The organism is Sphingopyxis sp. (assembly GCF_050916055.1).
Taxonomy (GTDB): Bacteria; Pseudomonadota; Alphaproteobacteria; order Sphingomonadales; family Sphingomonadaceae; genus Sphingopyxis.
In genome coordinates this window covers 2,662,803-2,689,669 of the sequence record NZ_CP051527.1, presented here as the reverse complement: position 1 = coordinate 2,689,669, position 26,867 = coordinate 2,662,803, and the positions used below count along the sequence as shown (strand labels likewise).

Annotated in this window: 29 protein-coding genes; 21 read left to right on the top strand and 8 right to left on the bottom strand. The window is 68.7% G+C overall.

Going from position 1 to position 26,867, the window contains the following annotated elements; translation table 11 throughout:
• Positions 1-2 precede the first annotated feature (2 nt).
• Positions 3-2,273, bottom strand: coding sequence for a TonB-dependent receptor (locus HEQ22_RS13125; RefSeq protein ID WP_432768340.1), 2,271 nt, complete (start codon positions 2,271-2,273; stop codon positions 3-5).
• 215 nt (positions 2,274-2,488) lie between these two features.
• Positions 2,489-4,180, bottom strand: coding sequence for a M28 family metallopeptidase (locus tag HEQ22_RS13120; RefSeq protein ID WP_432768339.1), 1,692 nt, complete (start codon positions 4,178-4,180; stop codon positions 2,489-2,491).
• A gap of 280 nt (positions 4,181-4,460) precedes the next feature.
• On the opposite strand from HEQ22_RS13120, the gene HEQ22_RS13115 reads away from it, so the two are divergent.
• A complete protein-coding gene (locus HEQ22_RS13115; RefSeq protein WP_432768338.1) occupies positions 4,461-5,003 on the top strand; it encodes a hypothetical protein in 543 nt (180 codons plus the stop codon).
• The gene (locus HEQ22_RS13110; protein WP_432768337.1) at positions 5,003-6,352 is read left to right on the top strand and encodes a DNA-packaging protein; all 1,350 of its coding nucleotides are present in this window, start codon (positions 5,003-5,005) and stop codon (positions 6,350-6,352) included. The genes HEQ22_RS13115 and HEQ22_RS13110 overlap by 1 nt, the downstream gene beginning before the upstream one ends.
• Here HEQ22_RS13110 and HEQ22_RS13105 read toward each other — a convergent pair whose 3' ends face one another.
• Positions 6,353-6,823 carry a DUF3592 domain-containing protein gene (locus tag HEQ22_RS13105; protein ID WP_432770878.1) on the bottom strand — a complete coding sequence of 157 codons (471 nt, stop codon included), beginning with the start codon at positions 6,821-6,823 and terminating at the stop codon, positions 6,353-6,355. It lies immediately after the preceding gene.
• Between the two features lie 228 nt (positions 6,824-7,051).
• Between HEQ22_RS13105 and HEQ22_RS13100 the strand changes: the two genes are divergently transcribed.
• The 9 genes from HEQ22_RS13100 (at position 7,052) to gp17 (ending at position 13,119) form a co-directional block, all read left to right on the top strand.
• Positions 7,052-8,170: a phage portal protein gene (locus HEQ22_RS13100; RefSeq protein ID WP_432768336.1), complete on the top strand. Its 1,119-nt coding sequence runs from the start codon at positions 7,052-7,054 to the stop codon at positions 8,168-8,170.
• A gap of 110 nt (positions 8,171-8,280) precedes the next feature.
• Positions 8,281-8,589, top strand: coding sequence for a DUF6127 family protein (locus tag HEQ22_RS13095; RefSeq protein ID WP_432768335.1), 309 nt, complete (start codon positions 8,281-8,283; stop codon positions 8,587-8,589).
• Positions 8,590-8,597: 8 nt separating this feature from the next.
• Positions 8,598-9,050 carry an HK97 family phage prohead protease gene (locus HEQ22_RS13090; protein WP_432768334.1) on the top strand — a complete coding sequence of 151 codons (453 nt, stop codon included), beginning with the start codon at positions 8,598-8,600 and terminating at the stop codon, positions 9,048-9,050.
• A 77-nt stretch (positions 9,051-9,127) separates the two neighbouring features.
• A complete protein-coding gene (locus HEQ22_RS13085; RefSeq protein ID WP_432768333.1) occupies positions 9,128-10,270 on the top strand; it encodes a phage major capsid protein in 1,143 nt (380 codons plus the stop codon).
• A 116-nt stretch (positions 10,271-10,386) separates the two neighbouring features.
• A complete protein-coding gene (locus HEQ22_RS13080; RefSeq protein WP_432768332.1) occupies positions 10,387-11,703 on the top strand; it encodes a tail fiber domain-containing protein in 1,317 nt (438 codons plus the stop codon).
• Positions 11,700-11,861, top strand: coding sequence for a hypothetical protein (locus tag HEQ22_RS13075; RefSeq protein WP_432768331.1), 162 nt, complete (start codon positions 11,700-11,702; stop codon positions 11,859-11,861). Before HEQ22_RS13080 ends, HEQ22_RS13075 begins: the two co-directional genes overlap by 4 nt.
• Before the next feature lie 36 nt (positions 11,862-11,897).
• Entirely contained in the window at positions 11,898-12,179 is a 282-nt protein-coding gene (locus tag HEQ22_RS13070) for a hypothetical protein (protein ID WP_432768330.1), read from the top strand.
• A complete protein-coding gene (locus tag HEQ22_RS13065; protein WP_432768329.1) occupies positions 12,179-12,724 on the top strand; it encodes a head-tail connector protein in 546 nt (181 codons plus the stop codon). The genes HEQ22_RS13070 and HEQ22_RS13065 overlap by 1 nt, the downstream gene beginning before the upstream one ends.
• Positions 12,721-13,119, top strand: a complete 399-nt coding sequence (gene gp17, locus HEQ22_RS13060; RefSeq protein WP_432768328.1) for a tail completion protein gp17 — start codon at positions 12,721-12,723, stop codon at positions 13,117-13,119. Before HEQ22_RS13065 ends, gp17 begins: the two co-directional genes overlap by 4 nt.
• 575 nt (positions 13,120-13,694) lie before the next feature.
• On the opposite strand, the gene HEQ22_RS13055 is transcribed toward gp17, so the two are convergent.
• The gene (locus tag HEQ22_RS13055; RefSeq protein ID WP_432768327.1) at positions 13,695-14,261 is read right to left on the bottom strand and encodes a hypothetical protein; all 567 of its coding nucleotides are present in this window, start codon (positions 14,259-14,261) and stop codon (positions 13,695-13,697) included.
• Between the two features lie 200 nt (positions 14,262-14,461).
• Positions 14,462-14,797 carry a hypothetical protein gene (locus HEQ22_RS13050; RefSeq protein WP_432768326.1) on the bottom strand — a complete coding sequence of 112 codons (336 nt, stop codon included), beginning with the start codon at positions 14,795-14,797 and terminating at the stop codon, positions 14,462-14,464.
• A gap of 50 nt (positions 14,798-14,847) precedes the next feature.
• Here HEQ22_RS13050 and HEQ22_RS13045 point away from each other — a divergent pair, with 50 nt between their 5' ends.
• From HEQ22_RS13045 to HEQ22_RS13005, 9 genes are all read left to right on the top strand, one after another.
• Positions 14,848-15,255, top strand: a complete 408-nt coding sequence (locus tag HEQ22_RS13045; RefSeq protein ID WP_432768325.1) for a phage major tail protein, TP901-1 family — start codon at positions 14,848-14,850, stop codon at positions 15,253-15,255.
• Between the two features lie 14 nt (positions 15,256-15,269).
• The gene (locus tag HEQ22_RS13040) at positions 15,270-15,578 is read left to right on the top strand and encodes a gene transfer agent family protein (RefSeq protein ID WP_432768324.1); all 309 of its coding nucleotides are present in this window, start codon (positions 15,270-15,272) and stop codon (positions 15,576-15,578) included.
• 226 nt (positions 15,579-15,804) lie between these two features.
• Complete coding sequence (locus tag HEQ22_RS13035; protein ID WP_432768323.1) at positions 15,805-16,032, top strand: phage tail assembly chaperone; 228 nt, start codon at positions 15,805-15,807, stop codon at positions 16,030-16,032.
• Entirely contained in the window at positions 16,025-16,603 is a 579-nt protein-coding gene (locus HEQ22_RS13030; protein WP_432768322.1) for a tail tape measure protein, read from the top strand. The genes HEQ22_RS13035 and HEQ22_RS13030 overlap by 8 nt, the downstream gene beginning before the upstream one ends.
• Positions 16,603-18,948, top strand: a complete 2,346-nt coding sequence (locus HEQ22_RS13025; protein WP_432768321.1) for a DUF2460 domain-containing protein — start codon at positions 16,603-16,605, stop codon at positions 18,946-18,948. Before HEQ22_RS13030 ends, HEQ22_RS13025 begins: the two co-directional genes overlap by 1 nt.
• On the top strand, positions 18,945-19,748 hold the full coding sequence (locus tag HEQ22_RS13020) for a DUF2163 domain-containing protein (RefSeq protein ID WP_432768320.1): 804 nt from the start codon (positions 18,945-18,947) through the stop codon (positions 19,746-19,748). The genes HEQ22_RS13025 and HEQ22_RS13020 overlap by 4 nt, the downstream gene beginning before the upstream one ends.
• Positions 19,749-19,765: 17 nt before the next feature.
• A complete protein-coding gene (locus tag HEQ22_RS13015; protein WP_432768319.1) occupies positions 19,766-20,209 on the top strand; it encodes a DUF2793 domain-containing protein in 444 nt (147 codons plus the stop codon).
• A 140-nt stretch (positions 20,210-20,349) separates the two neighbouring features.
• Positions 20,350-21,465 carry an OmpA family protein gene (locus HEQ22_RS13010; protein WP_432768318.1) on the top strand — a complete coding sequence of 372 codons (1,116 nt, stop codon included), beginning with the start codon at positions 20,350-20,352 and terminating at the stop codon, positions 21,463-21,465.
• Positions 21,466-21,728: 263 nt separating this feature from the next.
• Positions 21,729-22,169: an ExbD/TolR family protein gene (locus tag HEQ22_RS13005; protein ID WP_432768317.1), complete on the top strand. Its 441-nt coding sequence runs from the start codon at positions 21,729-21,731 to the stop codon at positions 22,167-22,169.
• A gap of 313 nt (positions 22,170-22,482) precedes the next feature.
• Here HEQ22_RS13005 and HEQ22_RS13000 read toward each other — a convergent pair whose 3' ends face one another.
• On the bottom strand, positions 22,483-23,019 hold the full coding sequence (locus HEQ22_RS13000; RefSeq protein ID WP_432768316.1) for a DUF1993 domain-containing protein: 537 nt from the start codon (positions 23,017-23,019) through the stop codon (positions 22,483-22,485).
• A gap of 25 nt (positions 23,020-23,044) precedes the next feature.
• Positions 23,045-24,856, bottom strand: a complete 1,812-nt coding sequence (locus HEQ22_RS12995; RefSeq protein WP_432768315.1) for an ABC transporter transmembrane domain-containing protein — start codon at positions 24,854-24,856, stop codon at positions 23,045-23,047.
• Positions 24,857-25,022: 166 nt separating this feature from the next.
• On the opposite strand from HEQ22_RS12995, the gene HEQ22_RS12990 reads away from it, so the two are divergent.
• Positions 25,023-26,243, top strand: a complete 1,221-nt coding sequence (locus HEQ22_RS12990; protein ID WP_432768314.1) for a polyhydroxyalkanoate depolymerase — start codon at positions 25,023-25,025, stop codon at positions 26,241-26,243.
• Between the two features lie 216 nt (positions 26,244-26,459).
• On the opposite strand, the gene HEQ22_RS12985 is transcribed toward HEQ22_RS12990, so the two are convergent.
• Entirely contained in the window at positions 26,460-26,855 is a 396-nt protein-coding gene (locus HEQ22_RS12985) for a YkvA family protein (RefSeq protein WP_432768313.1), read from the bottom strand.
• Positions 26,856-26,867: the final 12 nt, after the last annotated feature.

The following is a 26,867-nucleotide window of genomic DNA, read 5'->3' as shown; positions in this document are numbered from 1 at the left end:
CGTCAGAATTTCACGCTCGCCTCGGCGCCCCAGATGCGCGGTTCGTTGACGTAGCTGGTGATGTTGTTGAAATCGATCCCGCCGGTCGGCGATGCGTCATTCGTGATGTTGCGCACAAAGCCGGCGACGTCGAAGCGGTCGGTGCGATATCCGACGCGCAGCCCGCCCTCGAGCAGCTTGTCGTCCGAAAACTCGACCGAGCGATAGAGGAAGAACTGCACCTTCGAGCGATAATACCAGTCGGTGAAGGCATAGACGGCGCCATTGCCGACGGGGAATTCATACCCCGCGGTCCAGTTCAGCGTCCACTTCGGCGACTGCGGCAGCTGGTTGCCGTCGATCGAGAAGATGCCGGGGCTGTTGGGGCGCTGCGGGTCGAGCACCGTGCACGGGGTTGCCGAGCCGCAGCCGGCGACGAAGGCGTTCGCATCGTCGATCTCGGCGACGTTCCATGCGCCGCCGACCGAGAAGGTCAGCCCGCGCGCCGGCGCGGCCTGCAGTTCGGCCTCGACACCGTGACCCTTGGCATCGACGTTGAGCAGGCTGGCGACGTTGGCGGTGCCGCCGACCGCGGTGAGCTGGAGATCCTTGGTGTCGAAATAATAGCCGGTGAGGTTGAAGCGGACGCGGTCGTCGAGGAACGCGGTCTTGATCCCCGCTTCGTACGACATCGTCTCTTCCTGATCGGCGGTCGAGATGGTGCGCGAGAAGGTGAGGCGGCCCTGCACCGACGGGGCGCGATAACCGCGCGCGACGCGGGCGTAGAGGGTCAATGCGTCCGACGCTTCATAGGTCGCGCTGGCGTCCCACGTCAGCAGCTTGCCCTTGACCGTCGCGGCCTGCGGCGGGACCGGGGTGTTCGGATTGACGACGAAATCGGGGCGGGTTTCAACCGGGCGCGCCGCGACGAAATCGCGCGTGTCGTGGTTGTAGCGCGCCCCGGCCTGCAGCTTGAAGCCGTTGTCGAAGGCGTAATTGAGCGATCCGAAGATGCCATAAGCCTCGCTGTCCTGGCGCTGGACCGCGATCGCCGACGGGGTGGCGTCGGTCGGGCCGCCGAATTCGAAGCTGGAAATGTCGAGGCCTTCGTCGAAATAGAAGCCGCCGACCTGATAGCCGAGCCCGCCGCTGTTGTTCGACGCGATCCGGATTTCCTGCGTGAACTGGTCGAGGCTGGGGACATTGTCCTGGCTCTGCGCCTGGAACGGGATGAGGCCCGGACCCGACACCGGCAGGAACACCGCGCCGAAGCCGCCGTCGATGTCGCCGCGGCTGCGGAAGTTGCCGTTCCAATAGGAGGTGATCGAGTAGGCGGTGACCGGCCCGAAATCATATTCGAGGTTCAGCCCGACATTATAGGTGTTGAGCTTCTGGAAGTTGATCCCGTCCTGATAGACTTCGTCGCGGCGGAATTCGGTGCCCGCGCCGCCGAGGCCGACGAGGTCGTTGCTGCCGGGCACTTGCGTGTTGGCGCGGAAGATGATCGCCGAGCCGTCGTAGACGCGGACCTGTCCGGTCACCCGGCCGGTGAACGGGCCGCTTTCATATTGCAGCTGGAGGCGCGCGGCGACGTCGTCATAGCCGCCGAGATCCTTCGCCTTCGTCGTCGCGACATTGTCGACCCAATTGTCGCGGTGCTGGAACAGGGTCGAGAGGCGAACCGAGAAGCCGCTATCGTCGGCGGCGCCCGCCGCGACCTCGACCTGGCTGGTGCCATAGCGGCCATAGCTGACCTTGGCATAGCCGCCGCTCTCGCCCGGCTTGACGGTGTCGAACTTGACGATGCCTGCGGGGGTGTTGCGCCCGAACAGCGTGCCCTGCGGCCCGCGCAGCACCTCGACGCGGTCGAGGTCGAAGATCGGGAAGCCCTTGAGGATCGGATTTTCGAGGACGACGTCGTCATAGACGAGGCTGACCGGCTGCGACGCGTTCAAATCGAAATCGGTGTTGCCGAGACCGCGGATATAGAAGCGCGGGAAGGTGCGGCCGAACGAGCTTTCGATGTTCAGGCTGGGGACGCGGCCCGCGAGAACGCGGACGTCGGACCCCGACGAGGTGATCGCACCGAGCGTGTCGCCCGACAGGACCGAGACGGCAACCGGCACGTCCTGGAGGCTTTCCTCGCGGCGCTGCGCGGTGACGATAATGTCGCCGAGGCCGCTGTCTTCAGCGGCGGCGGGCGCCTCCTGCGCGGCGGCGGGCGCGGCCCAGACGGTGGCGGCGAGGATGGCGAGAACGGGGGCGATAGCGGTAGCGGAAGGAAAGTGGCGCATGGGCAAGCTTCCTGAAACGAAGGTGGACGATGGGAGAGCGGAAAAACCGCTTTCGCGTTGCTCCTCCGCGCGCGCGCGGTCAATCGCCCGCGCCGCCGCCGCTGACGTTCGTGTCAGCAGTGTTGCGAAATTGCTGCACTTTGGCGGCATGGCGCCGGTTTGCCGGGTGACGCGCCGGGCGAGCGAGGCGCCATCGGCGTCGCCCGCGGTCGCGGCTATTGTCGCGCCGCCGCACTCCGCTCGCGGAGCGCCTTGAACTCGCTGCCGTCCTTCCAGCCGGGCCAGTTGGCCGAGCGCGCGAGTTCGTCGCCGATCTGGTAAAAAACCGAAATGTCCTGAACCGCGCCGGCGAGGTTCCAGGTCGCGTCCCAGGAGTCGCACGCCTGATGGTAACAGCGGCCGGTGTAGTCATCGACCCATTTCTGCCCCGCCGGCTTGCCGCCGTCGACGAGGTCGGAGGCGCCGGCGATGCCCATCATCAAGAGCACCGGCACGCCGCGCTTGGCGAGGCTGAAATGATCGGCGCGGAAGAAGAGGCCGCGTTCGGGGAGGCTTTCGACGCTGACGGTGCGGCCCTGCGCCGCGGCAAGGCGCGCGAGATCGTCTTCGAGCGTGCCCTGCCCCTTGCCGACGAGGATGACGTCCTTCGCGCGCCCCGCGGTCTGGAGAATGTCGAGGCCGAGGTTGGCGACGGTCTTTTCGAGCGGATAGAGCGGCGCCGCGGCATAGGCTTCGGAGCCGAGCAGGCCGCGCTCCTCGGCGGTCCAGAAGGCGAAGACGATGCTGCGGTCGGGGGCCGGCGCGGCCTTGAAATTGCGGGCGATCTCGAACAATCCGGCGACCCCGAGCGCGTCGTCGTTGGCGCCGGCGCGGTAGATGCGGCCCTGTTCGTCGGCGGGGCCTTCGCCATAGGCGTCCCAGTGGGCGCCATACATCACGACCTCTTCGGGGCGCGTCGTGCCGGGGATTTTGGCGAGGACATTCTGGCTCTGGACGACAGCGTGCTCGACGGGGATCGCCGCCTGAAACCGCGTGCGCATGTCGACGGGTTTGAAATCCTTGCGGCGCGCGGCGACGCGCAGCGCGGCGAGATCGAGCCCGGCATCGGCGAACAGCCGCCCCGCCGCCTCGCCCGACACCCACCCCTGGAGCGCGAGGCTGGTGAGCGTGTCGGGGGCGCGGACGATGTCGTAATTTTCGCCGCCGCCGCTTTTGACGACGTTCCACCCGTAACCGACGCCGTCGGCATCGTGGACGATCAGCGCCGCGACCGCGCCGCGGCGCGCCGCCTCCTCGAACTTGTAGGTCCAGCGGCCGTAATAGGTCATCGTCCGGCCGCCGAAGCTGTTGGCGACCGGCTCGCCGGGCGCGGCGGCGAAATCGGGGTCGTTGATCAGGAACACCGCGACCTTGCCCTTCAGGTCCTGGCCCTTGAAATCGTCCCAGCCGCGTTCGGGCGCCGACACGCCATAGCCGACAAAGACGAGCGGCGCGGCGTCGACGACGGCGCGGTCGTCGGGGCGCAGCGTCGAGACATAGATGTCGGTGCCGAAGGCGAGCGGGGTGACCTTGCCGCCGCGATCGAATTGCAGCGTCGTCGGCGTGCCGAGCCGGGTGCGCAGCAGCGGCACCGGCTGGGTCCAGCCGCCGTCCACGCCCGCAGGTTCGAGCCCGAGCGCCTGCAGCCGCCCGATCAGGTAACCGACCGTCCGTTCCTCGCCCACCGTGCCCGGCGCGCGGCCCTGAAACTGGTCCGACGCGAGGGTGCGGACGGTTTCGGCGAGGTTCGCGGCGTCGATCGCGGGGGCACGGGGCGCAGGCGCGGGCGCCGGCTGCGCGAGCGCGGCGGTGCCGGCAAGGAGCGCCGCGGGCAGCAGGGTGACGGCAAGGCGGGCGCGGATGGGCATGACGGTGATTCCCCGGTTGGCAAAAGGCCAGTCTAGAAGCGGAGGCGGAGAAATGCACGGTCGGGGCGTCGAAATTCGCCGGAGTTCTCCGCCGAGAGACAGCGGTGCACGCGACGCCCACAAAATCGAAATGCTATCAGACGAACCATATCGGTAAAAACAGATTGACATCGTCACGCTGATATGGCACAAGTATTACATCATGCAGAATTGCGAGTCGGGCCGGTGCCCCTTCCAGGCGGAGGGGCGTTCCGGCCCATTTGCGTTGGAGGCGAACGATATGGACGATGCGATCCAGGCCGGCGACCGGCGGGTGTTGATGAAGCGCGCGCCGCAGCCGCGCGAGGTGAGCGACGAGCAGAAGCAGCTGTTTATCGATGCGCTGGCCGCGACTTGCAACGTGCGCCGCGCCGCGGCGACGGCAGGGTTCAGCTATTCGGGGGCGTATAAGATGCGGCGGCACGAAGCAGGGTTTGCCGAGGCGTGGCAGGGCGCATTGGAGACGGGATACGCGCGGTTGGAGATGGCGCTGGTCGAGCGGGCGATCCTGACCGTCGAGGCGTTGCCCGAGGAGGATCCCGCGGCGCCGCCTGTCGTGGGGACGATGACCGTTGCGCAGGCGATGGACGTGCTGAACCGGCACCGCGCCACTGTCGAGCGCGGGCGCGCGCGGCAGGTGCGGCCACGGAAGGGTGAGCGCCCGACCGCCGAGGAGACCAATGCGGTGTTTCTGGCGCGCATCGCAATCATGGAACGGCAGCGTGGCGACTTCGCGCCCGGCGGCGGCGGCGAGGATGCCGTGCCCGGGCCGGGCGGCGCATAATGGGGGGGTGGATCGAGCAGCTGGCGCTGGCCGACGGCGAGACGATATTCGACCGGGTGATGGCGATGTCGCCCGAGGAGCGCGCGCGGTTGCTGCGCGACGTTCCGCGCAAATATGTGCTGGAACTGATCGAACGCTGGTACCAGTGGGCGCATCAGGGGCAGCGCGAACCGGCGGGCGACTGGCCGGTGTGGCTGATCCAGGCCGGTCGCGGGTTCGGCAAGACGCGCGCCGGGTCCGAATGGGTGAGCGAGGTGGCGCGGCGGCGCCCCGGCGCGCGCATCGCGCTGGTCGCCGCGAACGAGCGCGACGGCATTCGCGTCATGATCGAGGGGCCGAGCGGGCTGATCGCGGTCGCGCGCGCCGACGAGGCGCCGGTGTGGCGCGGCACGATGCGCGAGCTGCATTTCGACAGCGGCGCGATCGCCACGCTGTTCACCGCGCGGGCGCCCGAAAATCTGCGCGGCCCCGAACATCATGCCGCCTGGTGCGACGAACTGGGCAAATGGGCCCAGGGCGGCGAGGCGGCGTGGGACAATCTGATGCTGGGGATGCGGCTGGGCGAGACGCCGCGGGTGCTGGTGACGACGACGCCGCGCCCGGTGACGTTGATGCACAAGGTCGCGGCGATCCCGGGATGCGTCACGACGCTGGGGCGGACGGCCGACAACCCGCACCTACCCAAGAGTTTCGTGGTGCACATGATGGCGCAATATGGCGGGACGCGGCTGGGGCGGCAGGAGCTGGACGGCGAGCTGATCGAGGATGTCGAGGGCGCGTTGTGGCCGCGCGCGCTGATCGAGCGGTGCCGGGTCGATGCGGACAGCATCGGCAAGCCGGTGCGCGTCGTGATCGGGGTCGATCCGCCGGCGACGGCCCATGGGGATGCGTGCGGGATCGTGGTGGCGGCGCACTTGCGCGACGGGCGGCTGGCGGTGGTCGAGGATGCGAGCGTCGAGCGCGCGGCGCCCGGGGTGTGGGCGCAGGCGGTGGCGGCCGCCGCGGCGCGCTGGGGCGCCGACCGTGTGGTCGCCGAGAGCAATATGGGCGGCGAGATGGTCGCGAAGGTGCTGGCGCAGGCCGACGCCGGCCTGCCGGTGCGCGCGGTGCATGCGAGCGTCGGCAAGGCGCGGCGGGCGGAGCCGGTGGCGCTGGCATACGAGCGCGGACGGGTGGTGCATGCGGGGGTGTTCGCGGCGCTGGAGGACGAGCTGTGCGGGTTGCAGGTGGGCGGCGATTATGCCGGGCCGGGGCGCTCGCCCGATCGGGCGGATGCGTGCGTGTGGGCGCTGGCGGAGTTGCTGGAGGGGTTGCGGTTGGGGAAGGGGCCGGGGGTGCGGGTGGTTTGATCAACGTCGGGATCGTCTCTCGCGAAAGCTGTTCTCGAAGACGGCGTAAACGGCCAAACTTGCCAACAAGAGTAATGGCAAGCCAACAAGTGGGAGCACAACGACCCAACCTGGCCAAAGGTCTGCCCCGAGGGCAACGGAGTTCTGTGGGTCTTTAGGATTCAAGCGAACCTGCAAAGAGCTTCCGACGGGCTGCGAATCTACAAGCGGGCAACCGCCTTCGCCACCCTCATACGTTATCCCGTCAATCGAAAATCGATACTGAAATCGACAGGATCGGCCGAGGAATGATGGGGCAGATTCGGTGACTACCGCTGATGCGCTGATGCCCCGGTTTAACACCGCGACGCGGCGATCATGTTCGGCTGCTGCCAGATGCCAAATAAGGCCTAACGGAATTGCAGCGAGGACCAGAAGAAAGGCGACTGCACCCAATCCATGGAAGAGTTCGTGAAAAGATCGGCGCTGCATTGGCGTAGACATATCAATCGGCAGCGAGACTCGCAATTCAGCGGAATAGGTGGCGGAAAAATGCAATCGTCACCCCGGACTTGATCCGGGGTCCATGACTTCAACGCTGCTGTGGATCCCGGATCAAGTCTGGGATGACGAAGGGTGTGGTAGGCAGACCCAAGTCAAGCCTTGAGGGTGGAGAGGCAAAGAAGCACGGCGTCGCTGCGCGACGGGTAGGAGAACATCATGAACTGGTTTGGCCGGAAGGCTGCGCAGGGTGCTGCGCGGCCCGCTTTGTCGCGGGTGTATGGGACATATGGCGTGATGGGGGCGGCGCCCGCGCCCTTGTCGTTCGAGGCGCAGGTGCGGGAGGGCTATCTGGGCAATGCGATCGTCCAGCGCAGCGTCCGGCTGGTCGCCGAGGCGGCGGGGATGGCGCCGGTGGTGGCGAGCGATCCGGCGCTGGCGCGGCTGGTGGCGGCGACGGCGGCCGGGCAGGGGCTGGTCGAGACGCTGGCGGCGCAGTTGCTGCTGCACGGCAATGGTTATGTGCAGATTTTGGCCGATGGCGCGGGGGCGCCGGCGGAGCTGTTTGCGCTGCGCCCCGAGCGGGTGACGGTCGAGGCCGACGCGCGCGGGTGGCCGGTCGCGTATCGATATAAAGCCGGCGGGTCGGCGGTGGTGCTGCCCGCCGAGGATGGCGCGGGGCGCACCGCGGTGGTGCATGTGAAGGCGCTGCATCCGCTCGACGATCATTATGGCGCGGGGTGCCTGGGCGCGGCGGCGGGGGCGATCGCGGCGCATAATGCGGCGGCGGCGTGGAATGCAGCGTTGCTGGGCAATGCGGCGCGGCCGTCGGGGGCGCTGGTCCACGATCCGGGCGACAAGGGGATGCCGCTGTCGGCGGAGCAGGTCGACCGGCTGCGCGAGGAGCTAGCGGAGAGTTTCTCAGGCGGGGCGAATGCGGGGCGGCCGTTGTTGCTGGAAGGTGGATTGCGCTGGCAGGCGCTGTCGCTGTCGCCGGCGGAGATGGATTTCCTGGCGCTGAAGGAAGCGAGCGCGCGCGAGATTGCGATGGCGTTCGGGGTGCCGCCGATGCTGCTCGGGCTGCCCGGGGACGCGACCTATGCCAATTACCGCGAGGCCAATCGCGCGCTGTGGCGGCTGACGGTGTTGCCGCTGGTGGGCAAGATTTTGGGCGGGATCGCGCAAGGGCTGCGCGGGTGGTTCGAGGGCGCCGAGCTGCGGGTCGATCTGGATCAGGTGCCGGCGCTGGCCGAGGACCGGATGGCGCTGTGGCACGAGGTGTCGGCGGCGGACTGGTTGAGCGCCGAGGAGAAGAAGGCGTTGTTGGGGGTGGGGTAGCTTTCGCCTCTGGCGGGCCACCCCCACCCAGCTTCGCCTAGGCAGCAAGCTGCCAAGGCTGCGCAACCCTCCCCCGTCCAAGGGGGAGGGGCTTTAGTGAGGACATCGACATGGATGAAGACGAGGCGCTGGCGCGGTTGATCGCGCTGGCGGGAACCGCCGCGCCTGACGCGGCTCTGCTGCGCGCGGTGGTCGAGGAGGCGAGCGAGTTGGGGGCGCGGCGGGCGCTGGCGCGGCTGGGGCTGGCCGATGCCGCGGCGCGCGACGACATGGTCGATCTGCGCCAGCTGCTCGGCGCATGGCGCGATGCCAAGACGAGCGCGTGGAAGGCGGCGGTCGACTGGGCGGTGCGCGGGGCGCTGGCGTTGCTGGTGGTGGGGCTGGCGGTGAAGCTGGGCTTTGCGGGGTTGCTGCGGTGAGGGGTGGGGTGGCCGTCGCCGAGGTGCGCGCCGAAAGCCTGCGCTTTGCCGGCTACGCCGCGGTGTTCGATCGGGTCGATCGCGGCGGCGATTTCGTGCGGGCGGGGGCGTTTGCGGCGAGTTTGCGGGGGCGCCGCGCGGTGCCTTTGCTGTGGCAGCATCGGCCGGACGCGGTGGTCGGGGTCATCGAGACATTGGCGGAGGATGCGCGCGGGCTGCGGGTGGTGGCGCGGCTAACACATCCGACCGCGGCGGCGCTGGTCGCGCGCGGGGCGCTGACCGGACTGAGCTTTGGTTATCGGGTGACCGCGGCGCGGGGGGTGCGGCCGCGCGAGCTGCTGGGGCTCGACCTGGCCGAGGTAAGTTTGGTGGCGATGCCGATGCAGCCGCTGGCGCGGGTGATTGCGGTGGACCTCGGTGGAGTGTGCGAGGCCGCCTCACCCTCTCCCAGCTTCGCCTAGGCAGCAAGCTGCCAAGGCTGCGCAGCCCTCCCCCGTCGAGGGGGAGGGATTCCATTTTTTCAGAAGGAGTGACGGGCATGGATATGGATATCGAAGTGAAGGCGGATGCGCTCGATGGGGCGTTCGATGCGGTGCTGGCGGCGGAGGCGGTCGACGAGTTGAAGGCGTCGGTCGCGGCGCTCAAGGCTCAGGTCGATGCGCAGACGGTGGCGGCGTCGCGGCTGCCGCTGGACGGGGCGAAGGCGGCCGATCCGGCGCGCAGTGCCTTTGTCGAACGCTATCTGCGGCGCGGGATCGATGCCGGCGTCGAGATGAAGAGCCTGTCGGGGGCGTCGGGCGGCGACGGCGGCTATGCGGTGCCGCGCGAGATCGACGCGGCGATCGCGGCGACGCTGACCTCGCTGTCGCCGATCCGTTCGATCGCGACGGTCGTGCAGACGGGGACGAGCGGATATCGCAAGCTGGTCGCGACCGGCGCGATGGGGGCGGGCTGGGTCGGCGAGACGGCGCCGCGGCCCGAGACCGCGACGCGCAGCTTTGCCGAGATCGTGCCGCCGTCGGGCGAGCTGTACGCCAATCCGGCGGCGAGCCAGGCGATGCTGGACGATGCGATGTTCAACGTCGAGGACTGGCTGGCCGAGCAGCTGGGGCGCGAGTTCGCGGTCGCCGAAGGCAGCGCGTTCGTGACCGGCAACGGCACCAACCGGCCGAAGGGGTTCCTGACCTATACGACGACGAACGAGGTCGACAGCGTGCGGGCGTTCGGGACGCTGCAGCATCTGGCGACGGGGACGGCGGGGGCCTTTCCGGCGTCGAACCCGCAGGACCGGCTGGTCGAGCTGGTCCATTCGCTGAAGGCGCCGTACCGGCAGGGGGCGAGCTGGGTGATGAATTCGGACACGCTGGCGCGGATCCGCAAATTCAAGACCACCGACGGCGCGTTCATCTGGCAGCCGGGGCTGGTCGAGGGGCAGGCGGCGACGCTGCTGGGTTATCCGGTGGTCGAGGCCGAGGACATGCCCGATGTGGCGGCGAACAGCCTGTCGATCGCGTTCGGCAATTTTCGCGCCGGCTATCTGATCGCCGACCGCGGCGAGACGCGGATCCTGCGCGATCCGTTCAGCAACAAGCCGTTCGTGCATTTTTATGCAACCAAAAGGGTCGGCGGCGCGATCATCGATTCGCAGGCCATCAAATTGATGAAATTCGCCGCCAGCTAAGACTTTCCCTGGCGCGCGATGGGCGCCCGGTTCGTCCTTCCCCTTTCGGGGCGAGCCGGGCGTTTTCGCGGCAAATCATCTTCCTTGCGATCTGATCTGGAAAGGATGGCGCTGCCATGCCGAACCCCTTTTTCGCCGACCTGGTGCGCGAACTGTGCGACGCGGGCGGCACCGGGCCGCTGGCGCCGAGCGGCGCGGCGCCCGGCCACCGGGCCTTTGCCGGCACCGTGCCGGTCGATACGATGTTCTATTATGCGATCGCCGGGATCGCCGCGCCCGCCGAGTGGGAGGTCGGTAGCGGGCGGATCGACGGCGAAGGCCGGTTGCAGCGCGACGCGGTCGCGGCGTCGTCGGCGGGCGGCGCGGCGGTCGATTTCACCCCGGGGCTGAAGACGATCGCGCTGGTCGCGGGGGCCGACTGGTTCGCGGGGCACGATGCGAGCGTCGCGGCGCTGACCGGTGCGCTGGCGGGCAAGCAGCCGGTTTCCACTGCGCACGCCGCCGCCGCGACGGGCGCCGCGGGCGACCAGTTGACGGTGCGGCGCGGCAGCGACTGGGTGAATATTCCGCTGGCGACGCTGGCGTATCAGGATGCGGGCGGGGTGGTGACGCTGGGCGCGCCGCTGGCGGCACCGGCGGGGAGCGCGGCGGCGCCGTCGCTGAGCTTTGCCAGCGATGGCAACACCGGACTTTTCCGCCCCGCGAGCGATAGCGTGGGCGTGGCGACCGGCGGGACCGAGCGGCTGCGGATCGCCGCGAGCGGCAATGTCGGGATCGGCACCGCGGCACCGGGCAAATTGCTCGAGCTGGTCAGCGCCGACCAGAGCAATGCCCGGCTGCGCATCACCAACAGTTCGTCGGCGCGCTCGTACGACCTGGTTTCGGGGATCCAGAATGTCGGCCAGGCGGGCTGTTCGATCCACGACGTCGCCGCCGGGCTGACGCGCCTGGTGCTCGACACGAGCGGCGCGGTGCGGGCGGGCGCCGACAATCTTCAGACGCTGGGCGCGGCGGGCTATCGCTGGTCGGTGGTCTATGCCGGGACCGGCACAATCAACACCAGCGACGCGCGCGACAAGGCGTGGGGCGGCGCGGCGAGCGCCGCCGAACTGCGCGCGGCGACGCGGATCGCGGACGAGCTGGGCTTTTTCCGCTGGCAAAGCGCGATCGCCGCGAAGGGCGAGGACCATGCGCGGCGCCATTTCGGGGTGCGCGCGCAGGCGGTGTGGGCGATCATGGCCGACGAAGGGCTGGTCGAGCCGATCGACGCCGCGGGGGCGCCGGGGGCGACCCCCTATGCCTTTCTGTGCTGGGACGCCGAGGCCGGTGACGATGAGGCGGGCGGGCGGTTCGGTATCCGGCCCGACCAGCTGGCGCTGTTCCTGATCGCGGGGCTGGCGGCGCGGGTGGCGGCGATCGAGGCGGCGGCATGACCGGCGGCGCGATCGGCGCGCGCGCGGTCGGCGATGGCGGCGCGCGCAGCCTGCCCGGCGAATGGAGCGGGGCGCCGGTGCATATGGCCCGGATGGGCGAGCGGCGCGCGGTGCCGGGGGCCGCGAGCGACCGGAGGGTGGTCGCGCGGCGACCCTAAGGGGCGTGACCCTGAAACAGAAAAGGAGACGGGGCGATGACGCTGGCGGTGAAGGATCCGGGGGCGCGGATCGATTATGAGTTCGACTGGGGCGATGCCTATCTGGCGGGGCAGGCGATCGTCGCGAGCGCGTGGAGCGTCGCGCCCGACGAGGCCGACGGGGTGACGGTCGCGGCGGCGAGCCACGACCTGACCAAGGCGGTCGCGACGCTGGCGGGCGGGATCGCCGGCCATGCCTATCGCGTCACCAACCGGGTGACGATGAGCGACGGGCAGATCGACGAACGGTCGCTGACCGTGCGGGTGGAGGACCGGTGATGCTGGCGAGCCCGCTGCCGGGCGAGGCCCCGGTGAGTTTGAACGAAGCGCGCGGCTGGTTGCGGCTGGGGACGAGCGCCGACGATGCGGTCGTTGCGGCGCTGGTGCGCGCGGCGACCAACATCTGCGAAGCGTTCGTCGGCCAGTGGCTGGTCGTCCGCGCGGCGGAGGAGGTGCTGGCGCCGGGCTCCGGACCGGTGACACTCGGCGCGCGGCCGGTGGTTGCGGTCGATGCGGTGTTCGCGTTGGCGCAAGGCGGCGGCGAGACGGCGCTGGATGCGGACGGCTGGCGCCTCGAGGTCGGGCGCGACGGGACCGGGCGGGTGCGGATCGACGATCCGGGCGACGCGGTGCGGCTGCGGATCGCGTATCGCGCCGGGATGGCGGCGGGGGCGAATGCGATCCCCGAGGCGATCCGCCAAGGCATATTGCGGATGACGCAGCATCTGCACGACGCGCGCGACGGCGAAGGCGCGGCGCCGCCGGCGGCGATCGCGGCGCTGTGGCAACCATGGCGGCGGATCGGCCTGGGCGGCGGGCGATGAGCGCCGCCGAACAGGCGGTGCGCGAACGCGCGCTGGCGGTGCTGGCGGGCGACGCCGCGCTGGCGGCCGCGGTTCACGGGGTGTTCGACGGCGTCCCGGCGCGCGCCACCGCCCCCTATGTGACGGTCGGCGCGGCGGAAGGGCGCGACTGGGGCACGAAGGACGCGGCGGGGCGCGAGGTGCGCCTGACGCTGGCGCTGGTCGGCGCCGGGCGCGCGGCGGACGCGGACGGCGCGGCGGCGCGGATCGAGGCGGCGGCGGCGCTGCTGCGCGGGAACGCCGCCGGCTGGCGCATCGTCGCGGCGCGGGTGGTGCGGACGCGGCTGAGCCTGGCGAAGGATGGCGGCTGGCGGCACGAGGTGGTCGTGCGGTGCCGGTGTTTGGTGGCGGGGTGAGGGGGGGGGGGAGCGGACTTAGCGTTTGGGAGCCGGGACCGAGACAAAGATCGGGTTGGGATTTTTACCGCGGCAAAGTTGGAAGTCGCCCGCCTCTCGATCTTTGAACCGGGTGGGCCAACCGCCTATGCAGTCAGTTGGTGTAGTGTCTATGTCATCGACGATTGCGAGTGACATTGAATTGATCCGCGCTTCTCCAATTAGACAGTTCAAGTTCGCTTTCGGCATTCCGTCGATTCTGACGAATGATGACCCCGCATAATCCAAATCGGGTGTGTCCGTTACGAACCTTTTGATCTTACAATTCCGGATGAGCTTCGCGCTCAGAGGGCCGTCCTCCGGCTTGTGGTTCGGCCCAAGTATGTAGTCAAAGTTATCGTCAATCACTCGAAGATATTGTGTGGTTGGTTCATTGGAATACCATGCCGCAACGCCGGCGCTTGCAATTACAAAGGCGGCGCCGGTCAACATTCCGCAGAGAAATGGTCGTCGGGTTATCAGTCTCGTCATGACGTAGGCTTTTAATTATGTTTTCAATGCCCGCAACTGGTCGCGAGCAGACATTACAGGCAAATTTATTTGCCTAGCTGATAAGTGGCGGTGGCGATCAGTTGAACGCGGTCGAGCCGTTGGGCGGGACCGGATGCGCGGCTGATGACGATGGATAAAGCGGGGTCGAGGCGATTGCGGAATGTGGTGGTGATGATGTCGGACGCCGAACGCGCCTGTTGCTGTTCCCAGCGCTGACCGAAGGCCGGTGACGACAGAACGGTCTCGACGCTGGGTTGAAGATCGGCGCCGCCGCCGCCGGTGATGTGACACATCGGCAGTCGGTCGGAGACGACCAGGACATAGCCCGCGACGGGCGTGGAGTTGATCCGCCAGTAATGCATCGCTTTACGCATGGGCGGGGGCGGCAGGTTCGCCTCGTCCACCCTTTCGACAAGCGCCATCTGATTGCCGAGCCCCACGGCCGCGATAAACGGCCCCAGTCCGTCGGCCCAGCTCGCCGGATCGAGCAACCATTGCTCGCAGCCTCTTAGTGCGCCGTCGAAGCCTTTTTCCAGGTTCGGTTCTGCGTTGGCGGGCTGGGCAAACAGGCCGACGGCCAGGAGGGCGGATAAAATAGAGCGCATCGGCATATGCTAGCTTGGGGAATTCGGGCTTCCTAGTGGGTTTCGGATGCTCGGGGGCGTTACCCGCATCGTCATCCCGGATCGGGTACGCGGTGTCGAGCGCGGCGTATGACCTCCTGTGCCCCTCCACCACCCTGCGGGTGGTCCCCCTCCCCCTGCGGGGGAGGACCGGCGACGAAGCGTGCTAACGTCCAGACCCCGAGGCGCTAGTCGCCGGGCAGGGAGTTGGTGTCCTTATAGTCCTTGAACTTGTCGGTGAAATTGGCGTGATAGTCGTCGACCTGCATGTCGGCGCTTTCGGTGGCGTTGGCTTCGGATTCGCCGGCCGAGCGGTCGAGCGCGATGACGGCTTTGCGGAAGGCGTCGCGTTCGGTTTCGCACGTCGCCTTCAGCGCCATTTCATATTCGGCGGTCTCCATCTTCGCCTCGAGCGACGTCTTCATGTGGACGCGAAGGCATTTGGCGAAGGCCGCGCGCGTCGTGTCGACCGCGGCGGTCGGCGAAGGGGCCATGGCGGCCAGAAGCAATGTCGTGATCAGCATCCTGCGACTCCCCGTGAAGCATGATTTTTTCTGTCCAAGGAGAATAGACGATGGCAATCGAAAATGGGAGCGCTTTTCTGCTCAAGATCGGTGACGGTGCAGTGCCGCCGGCCTTTGCCACGGTTGCCGGGCTGCGCACGACGCAGCTGTCGGTGAACGGCGAGGCGGTGAACGTCACGACCAAGGATTCGGGTGGCTGGCGCGAGCTGTTGTCGGGCGCCGGGGTGCGATCGGTGTCGGTGAGCGCGGCGGGGATCTTTACCGGGTCCGACGCCGAGGTGCGGCTGCGCGGACATGCGCTGGCGGGCGCGATCGACGATTATGAGCTGAGCTTCGAAAGCGGCGAGCGGATGCAGGGGCGGTTCCTGGTCACGCGGCTGGACTATGCCGGCGATTATAACGGCGAGCGCAATTATACGCTGAGCCTGGAGAGCAGCGGCGCGGTGGTCAGCCTGTGAGCGGGCCGGGCACCATGGCGGCGAACCCGCTGCGCGGCGAGGCCGAGCTGAGCGTCGGCGGCGCGGTGCATGTGCTGCGCCCGAGCTTTGCCGCGCTGGTCGCGGCGGAGAGCGAGCTGGGGCCGCTGTTCGCGCTGGTCGAGCGCGCGGCCGACGGGCGGCTGGCGCTGGGCGAGCTGGCGGCGCTGTTCTGGCATTGCGTGCGGGACCGGCCCGAGGCGCTGACCCGCGAGGCGGTGGGCGAGGCGGTCGTCGCGGCGGGGCTGGCGGCGGTGACCCCGGCGCTGCGCGTGCTGCTGGGGCAGATCTTGTCGGGGCGGTGAGGGCTGCCCTTCGAGGCCAAAAAAAGAAAAATAAGAAGAAGCTCACACAAAGGCACAAAGGCACAAAGATGTCTTGTGCGGTGATGGCTTGCCAAGCCATGCGACGGCTGCGCCATGGCGCGCCGAAGCAGAGGGGTGAGCGGCTTCGCCGCCCGAGCCCCTTCTTCGTGCCTTCGTGCCTTTGTGTGAGATCTCTTTGGACCGATGTTCGAGGGAGCCGATGACGGTGACGTTTCCAACCAAGGCGGCCAGCGAACCGTTTTTCGGACCCGGCGCAGCGCATATGCTGGGTCTGATGGCGCGTGTCGCGGGGTGGCGGCCCGATGAATTCTGGGCGGCGACGCCTGCCGATGTGCGGGCGGTGCTCGCGGGGTGGGGCGCGGCCGCGGGCGATGCGGCGGCGGTCGATGGTGCGGCGCTGGCGGTGATGATGGAGCAATTTCCCGATGGATGAGGTCGATGAGATGATCGTCGCGGTGCGCGCCGATACCGGGGCGTTTCGGCGCGAGATCGGGGCGCTGCGCGGCGAGCTGGAAGGGTCGCTGGGGGCGGGCGCCGATGCGGCGGGGCGGCGGATCGAACAGGCGCTGTCGCGCGCGATCGTCAGCGGCAAGCTGGGGTTCGAGGATCTGAAGCGGCTGGCGCTGTCGGTGATGGCCGACATCGCGCGCGCGGCGATTTCGACCGGGATCGGCGCGGCGCTGGGCGGCGGCGGATCGGGCGGCGGCGGGGGATTGCTGTCGCTGGGGACGTCGATCGCGATGGCGCTGTTCGGGGCGCCGGGGCGCGCGACGGGCGGGCCGGTGAGCGCCGGGCGCGCCTATCGCGTCGGCGAGCGCGGGCCGGAACTGTTCGTGCCGACCGCGAGCGGGCGGATCGAGGCGGCGGGCGGCGGCGGGGTGCGCAACATCGCGATCACGGTGAATGTGCAGGGACCGGCGGCGGGCGAACCGCAGCGGCTGGCGCAGACCGGGCGGCAGCTGGCGCGCGCGGTGCGGCGCGCGGTCGCGAGCGGAGAGGATTGATGGGCTGGGCATTGGTGGCGGCTGAGGCGCATCATCGCAAAGGGTGGATCAAGCGGTTCGATCCGCGGTTCTGGACGGTCGATTTCGCGCGGCCGATGATGGCGAGCGTGGTGAGCGATGCGCCGGGGGCGCTGCGCGTCGAGGCGGTATTCTATCGCAAGCAGGACCTGGCGGGGTTGATCTGGGAGGCGGCGGATCGCTGGGACCATGCGCTGCTCGGCTATGAGACCAGCCATGATTTCCGGCACACGCAGCTGACATTCCGGTGGCGGTCGGGCGGGGTGAAACCGCTCGACGCGCTGCACGGGCCGACGCTGACGATCGAGGGGCGCGATGCCGGGGGGACGCCGCGCGCCTGGTATGTGCGATTGTGGAATTATGCCGAGGGGACGGGCGAGGATGCGCTCGTCACCCTCGATTTCGATGCGCTGAACGGCGGGTTCCTGCTGCCGGGTGAGGCCGATCCGGTGTGGGCGGGCGACATCGACCGGATGTTCATTTCGCTGGTTTCGCCGACGTATGACGGCGGCGACGGCGTGCTGGCGGCGCCGGTCGAAGGCTGGGCCGAGATGCGCGAGATCGTCTGTTCGGGATCGGGATCGGTGCTGGCGATCGGCGACGCGGTGCTGCCCGAGCACGGGCTGGGGATGACCAACGGTTATGACGATTGCTATCATCTGACCCCGGCGCGGGTGGTGCGGCAGATCGTGCAATTGGGCTATCGCGGCGACGTCGTCCATTATGTCGGGATGAGCCATTATATGCGGCTCGAAGGCCTGGTCGACGGGTTCGCGGTGAGCGTCGCGGGCGGGGCGCTCAATCGGCCGGCGGCGGCGTGGCATCGGGCGCTGGCCGCGGCGTGCGCGGACGCCGGGCTGGGGGTGATCTGGTCGCTGTCGTATGAGCTGTTCGACGCATATTGCCGGGACGACTGGAAACAGCGCGATGCGGGCGGCGCCCCGGCGCTGACCGGCTGGGTGCCGCCGTCGACCCTGCTGTCGCCCGCCAACGCGGCGGCGATGGGATATCTGCAATTGGTGGCGCGGGCGTTTGTGGCGATCGCGCTGGAGGCGGGCCTGCCGGTGACGTTCCAGGTCGGCGAGCCGTGGTGGTGGGTCAATCCGGGCGGCCGGATCTGTGCCTATGACGATGCGACGACGGCCGCGCTGGGCGGAGCGAGCGTCGTGATGGCCGACGTGCGCGGGGCGTTGACGGGGCCGCAGACGGCGATGCTCGACGCGCTGGGGGCGCTGCTCGCGGGATCGACGGCGGCGCTGGTCGCGGCGGCGCGCGACGAGGCCGGGGCGGCGGGGCTGACGTCGTACCTGCTGGTGTTCCTGCCCACCGTGCTCGATCCGGCAGCGCCCGAGGTGCGGCGCGCCAATGTGCCGATCGGCTGGGCGAAGCCGGCCTTCGATGTCTTGCAGCTGGAGGATTACGACTGGGTGACCGGCGGGCGCGGCGCCGAGACCGCCCCGGCCCGCGCGGCGATGGCCCTGCGGCTGGGTTATCCGATCGACGAGCAGCATTATTTTTCGGGCTTCGTGCTGCTGCCCGAGCAGCGCGCCGGGTGGGCGGCGATCGCCGATGCCGCCGCGGCGGCGCGGCGCGCGGGGGTGGCGCGGACCTTTGTCTGGGCGCTGCCGCAGGTGGCGCGCGACGGTTTTGTGACATTCGACGAGGCGGACGAGGGGGAGGATGCGGTGCAGGCTTTCGATGCGGTGGATTTCCCGCTGGCGATCGGGCGCGAGGCGCTGGCGATCACCGAATTTTCGACCCAGATCGTCGCCTCGCCATCGGGGCACGAGCAGCGCGCGAGCGAGTGGGCCGAGGCGCGGATGCGGTATGACGCGGGGCCGGGCATCCGGTCCGAGGCCGATGTGCGGACGCTCGCCGATTTCTTTCGCGCCCGGCGCGGCGCGGCGCGGGCGTTCCGCTTTCGCGACCCGTTCGATGCGAGTTCGGCAGCGGACGGGGGAACGCCCGCCGCCGACGACCAGTGGCTGGGGATCGGCGATGGCAGCCGTCGCCAGTTCGCGCTGGCGAAGCGTTATGGCGCCGGCGATGCGGTGCAGGCGCGCGCGATCCGGCTGCCGGTGGACGGCAGCGTGCGGGTGTCGGTGGACGGGATCGAGACCGCGGCGTTTGTGCTGACCGGCGAAGGCGAGGTGCTGCTCGACGTCGCGGCGCCGGTCGGCGCGGCGGTGCGCGCGGGATTTCGTTTCGACGTGGCGGTGCGCTTTGCCGACGACCGGCTGGAGGTGAGCCGCGCGACGTTTCTGGCGGGCGAGCTGGCGAGTGTGCCGCTGGTCGAGGTGCGGGCGCCCCAAGGGGCTTCGACATGACGATGACTGCCGCACCCGGCTGGCTGCGCGAAGAGCTGGTATCGCTCGCCTGGTGCTGGCGGCTGGCGCGGCGCGACGGGGTGGTGATCGGGCTGACGTCGCACGACCGCGACCTGATGGTCGGCGGGGTCGTTTTTCGCGCTGCGCCGGGGATGAAACCGTCGGCAATCGAGACGCGCGACGAGATCGATGCCGCGACGATGGACATCGAGGGCGCGATCGCGAGCGCGGCGATTGCGGCGCGCGACCTCGACACCGGGCGCTGGGACGGCGCCGAGCTGACTTTGTCGGTGACCGACTGGACCGTGCCCGATGCGGCGCCGGTGACGGTCGCGCGCGGCGTGCTGGGGGCGATCGAGCGGCGCGGCGGGGCGTTTGCGGCGGAACTGCAGGGGGTGACGCGCGCGCTCGACCGGCCGGTGTGCCCCGCGACCTCGCCGTCGTGCCGCGCGATGCTCGGCGACCGCGCGTGCCGCGTCGACCTGGCGCCGCGCGGCCGCTGGCGCCGGTGCACGGCCGGATCGCCGCCGACGGCGCCGGCGGGGTTGATGTCAGCTGGATCCGGCGCAGCCGCGTCGACACCGGCTGGCGCGACCATGTCGACCTGCCGCTGGGCGAGAGCCGCGAAGCCTGGCGCGTCGCACCGGTGCCGCCCGTCGCCGGGGTCGGTCCGTGGGACTGCCCCGCCGCGGCGCTGCACATCGACGCGGCGACGCTGGCCGAAACTCCCCCGGCGACGGCGATCGAAATCCGCCAGATCGGCGATTTTGCGCCATCGCCGCCGCTTCTATTGCTCTTGACCTGAAAGGACCAAGCCATGTTGCTCACACCGCGATTTTCCCTGCCCCTGCTCGCGACCGCGCAGGCGCAAAAGGAGGTGACGCACAATGAGGCGCTGACCCTGCTCGACGCGCTGGTCCACGCCGCGGTCGAGGCGGGGCCGCAGGCCGACCCTCCGATAGCGCCGGTGGCAGGGCAATGCTGGCTGGTGGCGAGCACGGCGACCGGCGACTGGACCGGGCACGATCATAGGATCGCGCTGTGGACGGCGGGCGGCTGGCGCTTCGCCGCGCCGCGCGACGGGATGCGCATGGTGCGCCTGGCCGATGGCGCGTGTTTGCGATTCGAAGGCGGGGCGTGGGTCGAGCCGACGGTGCTCGCCAGCCCGTCGGGCGGCGCGGTGATCGACTCCGAAGCGCGCGCGACGCTGGCTGCGCTGATTCTGTTGCTCGACGCGCATGGCCTTATGATGTCAGGATGATTTCGGGTTGCATTCCCCCCTGTTCGCCCGGCAAGTGCGACTTTTCGGCAACAGTTTGGCGATTTGTTCGCTTGCGCGGAACCAAAGCCGCGAGTAGGACGTCTGGCGAGAGGTAAATCTCAATTGAAAGGGGAATTAATATGAGGAAGCTTGCCGTTGCTATGGCATTGGCCTCCACTGCCCTGGCGTCGCCTGCCTTGGCGCGCGACGACTCGTGGTACGTAGGCGTTGGTGGTGGCGTGATGATCGTCGAGGACATGGACCTCGACATCGGGACGTTCAACAATGCGGGTTCGCTCGATCACCGCACCGGCTATGACGTCGAAGGCACCGTCGGTTACGACTTTGGTGGTTTCCGCGCAGAAGTCGAAGTCGGCTATCGTGAAGCCGACATCAAGGCTGGCCGCTTCAACACGCCGGGGATTCCCTCGCAGGCGAATGGCACGGGCACTTTCACCGGCTCGACGCCGCTGAACGGTGACTCGAACGCTCTGAGCTTCATGGTCAATGGTATGCTGGACTTCGGCGACGACGATGGCCTGCAGGGCTTTGTCGGCGGTGGCGCCGGTGTCGCTCGCGTGTCGGTCGAACCCGTGTTCGCCGGTCCGTTCATCGATGATTCGGACACCGGTTTCGCGTGGCAGGCAATCGCCGGCGTTCGCGCGCCGCTGACCCGCAGCATCGACGTTGGCCTGAAGTATCGTTTCTTCAACGCCGACAAGATCGACCTGGTCGACCAGACCGGCCGCGACGTTTCGACGCGCTTCCGTTCGCACTCGATCCTGGGCACGCTGACGTTCAACTTCGGTGGGGCTGAGCCGCCGCCGCCGCCGGTCGAAACGCCGCCGGCACCGCCTCCGCCGCCCCCGCCGCCGCCCCCGCCGCCCCCGCCGCCGCCTGTTTGCGCGCCTGGGCCGTACATCGTGTATTTCGACTGGGATCAGTCGAACATCACGCCGGAAGCGGCTTCGACGCTGGACAACGCGATCAGCGCCTACAACCAGGGCTGCACGGGTACCCAGGTCATGCTCGCCGGTCACGCCGACCGTTCGGGTTCGGCCACGTACAACGTCGGTCTGTCGGAACGCCGCAACACCGCGGTTCGCAGCTATCTTACCGCTCGCGGTATCTCGGATGGCTCGATCAGCACCGAAGCGTTCGGCGAAAGCCGTCCGGCTGTTGCCACCGCCGATGGCGTTCGCAACGACCAGAACCGTCGCGTGGAAATCACTTACGGCCCCAACTCGGGCATGTAAGACCGGTTTCCGCTCCCGACTGGGACGGACAGAAAAAGAGGGCGGTGCCGCGAGGCGCCGCCCTTTTTCGTGCGCGCGTCGGCTCGGTTTGCCTGGCCCGTTGCGATCGGACAGGACCGCGCGGCGCCGGCCCCACAACCGGCGCTTGTCATTTCTGCAAAATGTTATACCATAACAAATGGGCGTGAAGCAGTTTCGCGCCTGTACAGGCAGCCAAAGCGGCGCCGATCGCGCGGCGCGACTGCCCGACCGGGAGAGCGACGATGCGCCGACGCCGTAGCCAGTTTCATCGCAGCATTTTTCGCGCCGATCCGAACGGCGACCCCGACATCAACACCACCCCGCTGATCGACGTGATGCTGGTGATGCTGGTGATGTTCATCATCACCATCCCGCCGCCGACGCACAGCGTCGATATCACCTTGCCGGGCGACCCGCCGCCGCTCACCGAGGTCCGCGACGAAAATCGCGTGACCATCGATACCGCCGACGTCATCCGCTGGAACGGCCAGCCGGTCGATCTGGCCGGGCTGGGGCAGCTGGTGAAGATCGCCGCGGCCCGGCCCGAACAAGCGACGTTGCTGTTCGAACCCGATGCGCGGGCGCGCTACCTGCGTGTCGACGAGGCGATCGGGGCGATCCGCCGCAATGGCGCAACGAGCCTCGCCTTTCCGGGGATTCATCAATATCGCGGGCTGATCTAGCGCGGTGGCGTGGATGGGGCGTAGTCGTACCCACGCGTTCGCCATCCCGGACCCTTCGACAGGCTCAGGACAGGCTTGATCCGGGATTCACTGCGGCGCTGACGTCCTGGACCCCGGACCAGGTCCGGGGTGACGATGCGGAGACAATCCTCGCTGTCGTGCGGCGATGCGGAGGGTGGCGGGGAGGCAACGGTTGCGCCATGGCCCCTCCGTCAGCGCTCCGCGCTGCCACCTCCCCATGGCTTCGCCACAGGGAGGATTTCTGCTCCAAGGCCTTCGTAGGCCTCGGGTCCGCACGCCCCATGGCTTGGGATCAGCCCGCCGGCGCGGTGCCGGGGCGGAGATATTGCATCATATAGCCGACATAGTCGGCCTTGCCGAGCGGCACGCCCATGTGGCGGAGGATCGCGTAGGCGGCGACGAGGTGGAAGTAGAATTGCGGCTGCGCCCAGTCGCGGACATAGGCCAGAGCGGTCGTGTCGAAGGCCATGCCGTTGGGCAGCTCGAAACCGACCGGGCGATCGGGATCGCCGGCGAAGGTCCCGCGATCGACGCCCGCCAGCCAGCCGAGCGTCGCGGCGATTTGCGCCTGAAGCCCGGCGAAGTCGGCCGCGTCCTCGGCAAAGGCGGGCGCGCCCGCGGCGCCGAACCGGGTCGCGGGCTGCATCGCCTGTGCGCAGGAAAAGCGCACCTGCGCGGCGAGCGGGTGCATGTCGGGCGCGAGCCGCGCGGCGATGAACTGCAACTCGCCGATGCCGTTGTCGGCGCCCCACGCGAGCGCCTTGTCGAGCTGGGCTGAAAGGGCGCCGAGGCCGTTGGCATAGGCGGGCACGGTCAGGTCGTAGAGCATCGTCACATCCTTTATGCGGGCGCCGTCAGGCGGCGGCGAGATTGTCCTGGAACTGCAGCCGCGCGAGGCGGGCGTAGAGGCCGTCGGCGGCAACGAGCGCGTCATGCTTGCCTTCCTCGACGATGCGGCCGTCGTCCATCACGATGATGCGGTCGGCGGCGCGCACGGTCGCGAGACGGTGCGCGATGACGATCGTCGTGCGGTCGTGCATCAGCGCCTCGAGCGCGTCCTGGACGAGCTTTTCGGATTCGGCGTCGAGCGCCGAGGTCGCCTCGTCGAGCAGCAGCAGCGGCGAGCGGCGCAGCAGCGCACGCGCGATCGCGATGCGCTGGCGCTGGCCGCCCGACAGGCGCGCGCCGCCTTCACCCATGAAGGTGTCGAGTCCTTGCGGCAGCTTGCGTAGAAACTCCTCGGCATTGGCGTTGCGCGCCGCTTCCCACAGTTCGTCGTCGCTGGCGGCCCAATTGCCGTAGCGCAGATTGTCGCGCGCCGAGGCGGCGAAGATCACCGTTTCCTGCGGCACCATCGCGATGCGCTCGCGGATGTCGGCGGGGTCGGCCTCGACGAGCGGGACGCCGTCGAGGAGGATGCTGCCGCCCTGCGGATCGTAGAAACGTTCGGCGAGCTGAAACAAGGTCGATTTGCCGGCGCCCGACGGGCCGACGATCGCCACCGTCTCGCGCGGGTTGATCGCGAGGCTGAAGTCGTGGAGCGCGGGCGCGTCGGGGCGGGTCGGGTAGCGGAATTCGACGCTCCGAAACTCGAGCGTTCCGAGCGCGGGTTCGGGAAAGGCGCGCGGGCGCGCCGGCGGCGCGATGCCGGGCTCGGCGCTCAGCAGTTCGCTCAGTCGCTCGGCGGCGCCGGCGGCGCGCAGCAGGTCGCCATAAACCTCGGTCAGCGCGCCGAACGCGCCCGCGACGAGGCCGCCGGTGAGGACGAAGGCGGCGATCGTGCCGCCGGTGATCGTCCCCGCGGCCACCCCGGCGGCGCCGTACCAGAGCAGGGTGGTGATCGCGCCGAACAGCAGCCCGATGACGATTGCGGTCATCATCGCGCGCAGCCGAATGCGGCGCTTGGCGGTGACGAAATTCGCCTCGACCGCGGTGCCGAAGCGCTCGGCCTCGCGGTCCTGCTGGCCGAATGCCTGGACGATCTTCATCGCGCCCAATTGTTCGGCGGTGGTCGCGCCGATGTCGGCGACGCGATCCTGGCTCGACCGCGAGACATTCTGCAGTTTTCGGCCGAGCAGCACGATCGGCATGATGATCACCGGGATGCCGAGCAGGATGCCGCCGGTCAGTTTCGGCGACAGGGTGAAGAGGTAGGCGATGCCGCCGATGCCCATCACCATGTTGCGCAGCGCGACCGAGACGGTGGTGCCGACCACCTGTTCGATCACCGCGGTGTCCGAGGTCATCCGCGAGGCGATTTCGGACGGGCGGTTTTCCTCGAAAAACCCGGGGGCGAGGCGGAGCAGGTTGCGCTGCACCGCCTGGCGGATGTCGGCGACGGTGCGTTCGCCGAGCCAGCTGACGAAATAGAAGCGCAGCGCGGTGGCGAGCGCGAGCAAGACCACGATCAGATAAAAGAACCGGAAATGCGGCGCGACGTCGCCGCCGCCGGCGACGAAGCCGCTGTCGATCATCTCCTTGAACTGCCACGGGATCGCCAGTGTCGCGAGCGCGGCGATGCCGAGCGCGATCGCCGCAATCACGATTTGCAGCGGATAGCGGCTGGCATAATGCCAGATCATCCGCAGGCTGCCGAGTTTGCGGGGACGCGCGTCCGGCGCTTCGGACGAAGCGGGCGCGGGAGATGGATCGGATGCTGTCGCCATTGGCATCGCCCTAGCAGCCGCGGGGACGCCGCTCAACGACCGTAGAGCTTCATGCGCCTTTAAGCTGCGCGAAATGATGCATTGCACAAAAAAGCCGAGTGCCTAGACTGGGCGGCAACGCGAAGGCGCCAGAGAGCCGCCGGGGCAACGCAAGGAACAATCGCACATGCTGTATCACGCCTTTGAAATGCAGAAGAGCTGGCTCGCGGGGGCGAGCGTGCTGGCGACCGCGGGGGCGCAGGTGATGCAGCATCCTGCGAACCCGCTCGGCTATTTCGGGGGCAGCCCGATGTTCGCCTCGGCGCTCGAGGTGTTCGCGCACGCAGCGGCGCCGCGCGGCAAGCCGGGGTTCGAGCTTTACGAAACCGAAGTCGACGGCGAGATGGTGCGGGTGACCGAAAAGGTCGAGGCGCGCAAGCCGTTCGGCCAGCTCAAGCATTTCAAGCATAAGGGCAGTGACGGTGCGCCTAAGCTGCTGATCGTCGCGCCGATGTCGGGCCATTATGCGACGCTGCTGCGCGGCACCGTCGAACGGATGCTGCCCGGCCACGACGTGTGGATCACCGACTGGCGCGACGCGCGTAACGTGCCGCTGGAGGCGGGCAAGTTCGACCTCGACGATTATGTCGATTATCTGATCGGCTGGATGGAGCATATCGGGCCGGGGGCGCATATGCTGGCGGTGTGCCAGCCGTCGGTCCCGAGCCTCGCCGCCGCGGCGATCATGGCGGCCGACAAGCACAAGTGCCGGCCGAAGACGCTGACGATGATGGGCGGGCCGATCGACACGCGCAAGGCGCCGACCGCGGTCAACGACCATGCGATGACGCGGCCGCACGCCTGGTTTCAGGAAAATGTGATCGTCACCGTCCCGGCCTGGTATCCGGGCGCCGGGCGCCGCGTCTACCCGGGCTTCCTGCAACTTGCAGGCTTCATGTCGATGAACCTTGGCAACCATATGATGAGCCATTGGGAGATGTTCGGCCATCTGGTCGATGGCGACGGCGAGAGCGCCGACAAGACCAAGGAATTTTACGACGAATATCGGTCGGTGTGCGACATGACAGCCGAGTTCTATTTGCAGACAGTCGACCTGGTGTTCCAGCGCCACGCGCTGCCCAAGGGCGAGATGCTGCATCGCGGCAAGCCGGTCGATGTCGGAGCGATCGAAGATATCGCGATCCTGGCGATCGAGGGCGAGCGCGACGATATTTCGGGGATCGGCCAGACCAAGGCGGCGCTGACGCTGGCCAAGGCGCTGCCCGCCGAGCGCAAGAAATATCTGATGGCCAAGGGCGTCGGCCATTACGGCATCTTCAACGGCCGCAAATGGCGCGAAGAGATCGCGCCGGTGGTCGAGGGGTGGATCCGCAGCCACGGGGGGTGAGGGTGGCCGGTTAGCGACGCGGCGGATTTTGGCTGGTTGCGGACATCATCTGCTCCCCTCCCTTTTAGGGAGGGGTCGGGGGTGGGTAGCCGCCAACGGCGGCATACGCACCGCCGCTCGCTATCGCTCGCAACCCACCCCTAACCCCTCCCTAAAAGGGAGGGGGATTGTCTTGATCCACCCCAAAGCAGACGTTTTCGAACGCTACCCCTCCGCTCAATGCACCGGCGACGTGCGCACGGCCCAATAGACCAGATACAGCAGCCCTGCCCACAGCAGCAGGATGAAGCCCATGCCGACGCGGCTCGACGGACGGTCGCCGGCGGTTTCGGCGGCGGCGTGGAGTTCGGCCCATAGCGTGTCGGGGATCATCCGGCGGACCGCCCATAGCCCGAGCGGGACGATCAGCAGATCGTCGAGCCAGCCGAGGACCGGGATGAAATCGGGGATCAGGTCGATCGGCGAGAGCGCATAGGCGGCGACCGCGATCGCCAGCACGCGCGCGACGATCGGCGTGCGCGGGTCGCGGGCGGCGAGCCAGGCGGCGTGCGCCTCGACGGCGAGGCGGTGGCCGAGGTCGCCGATGCGTTCGGAAAGGGATTTGCCGGTCATGGGCTTCACCCT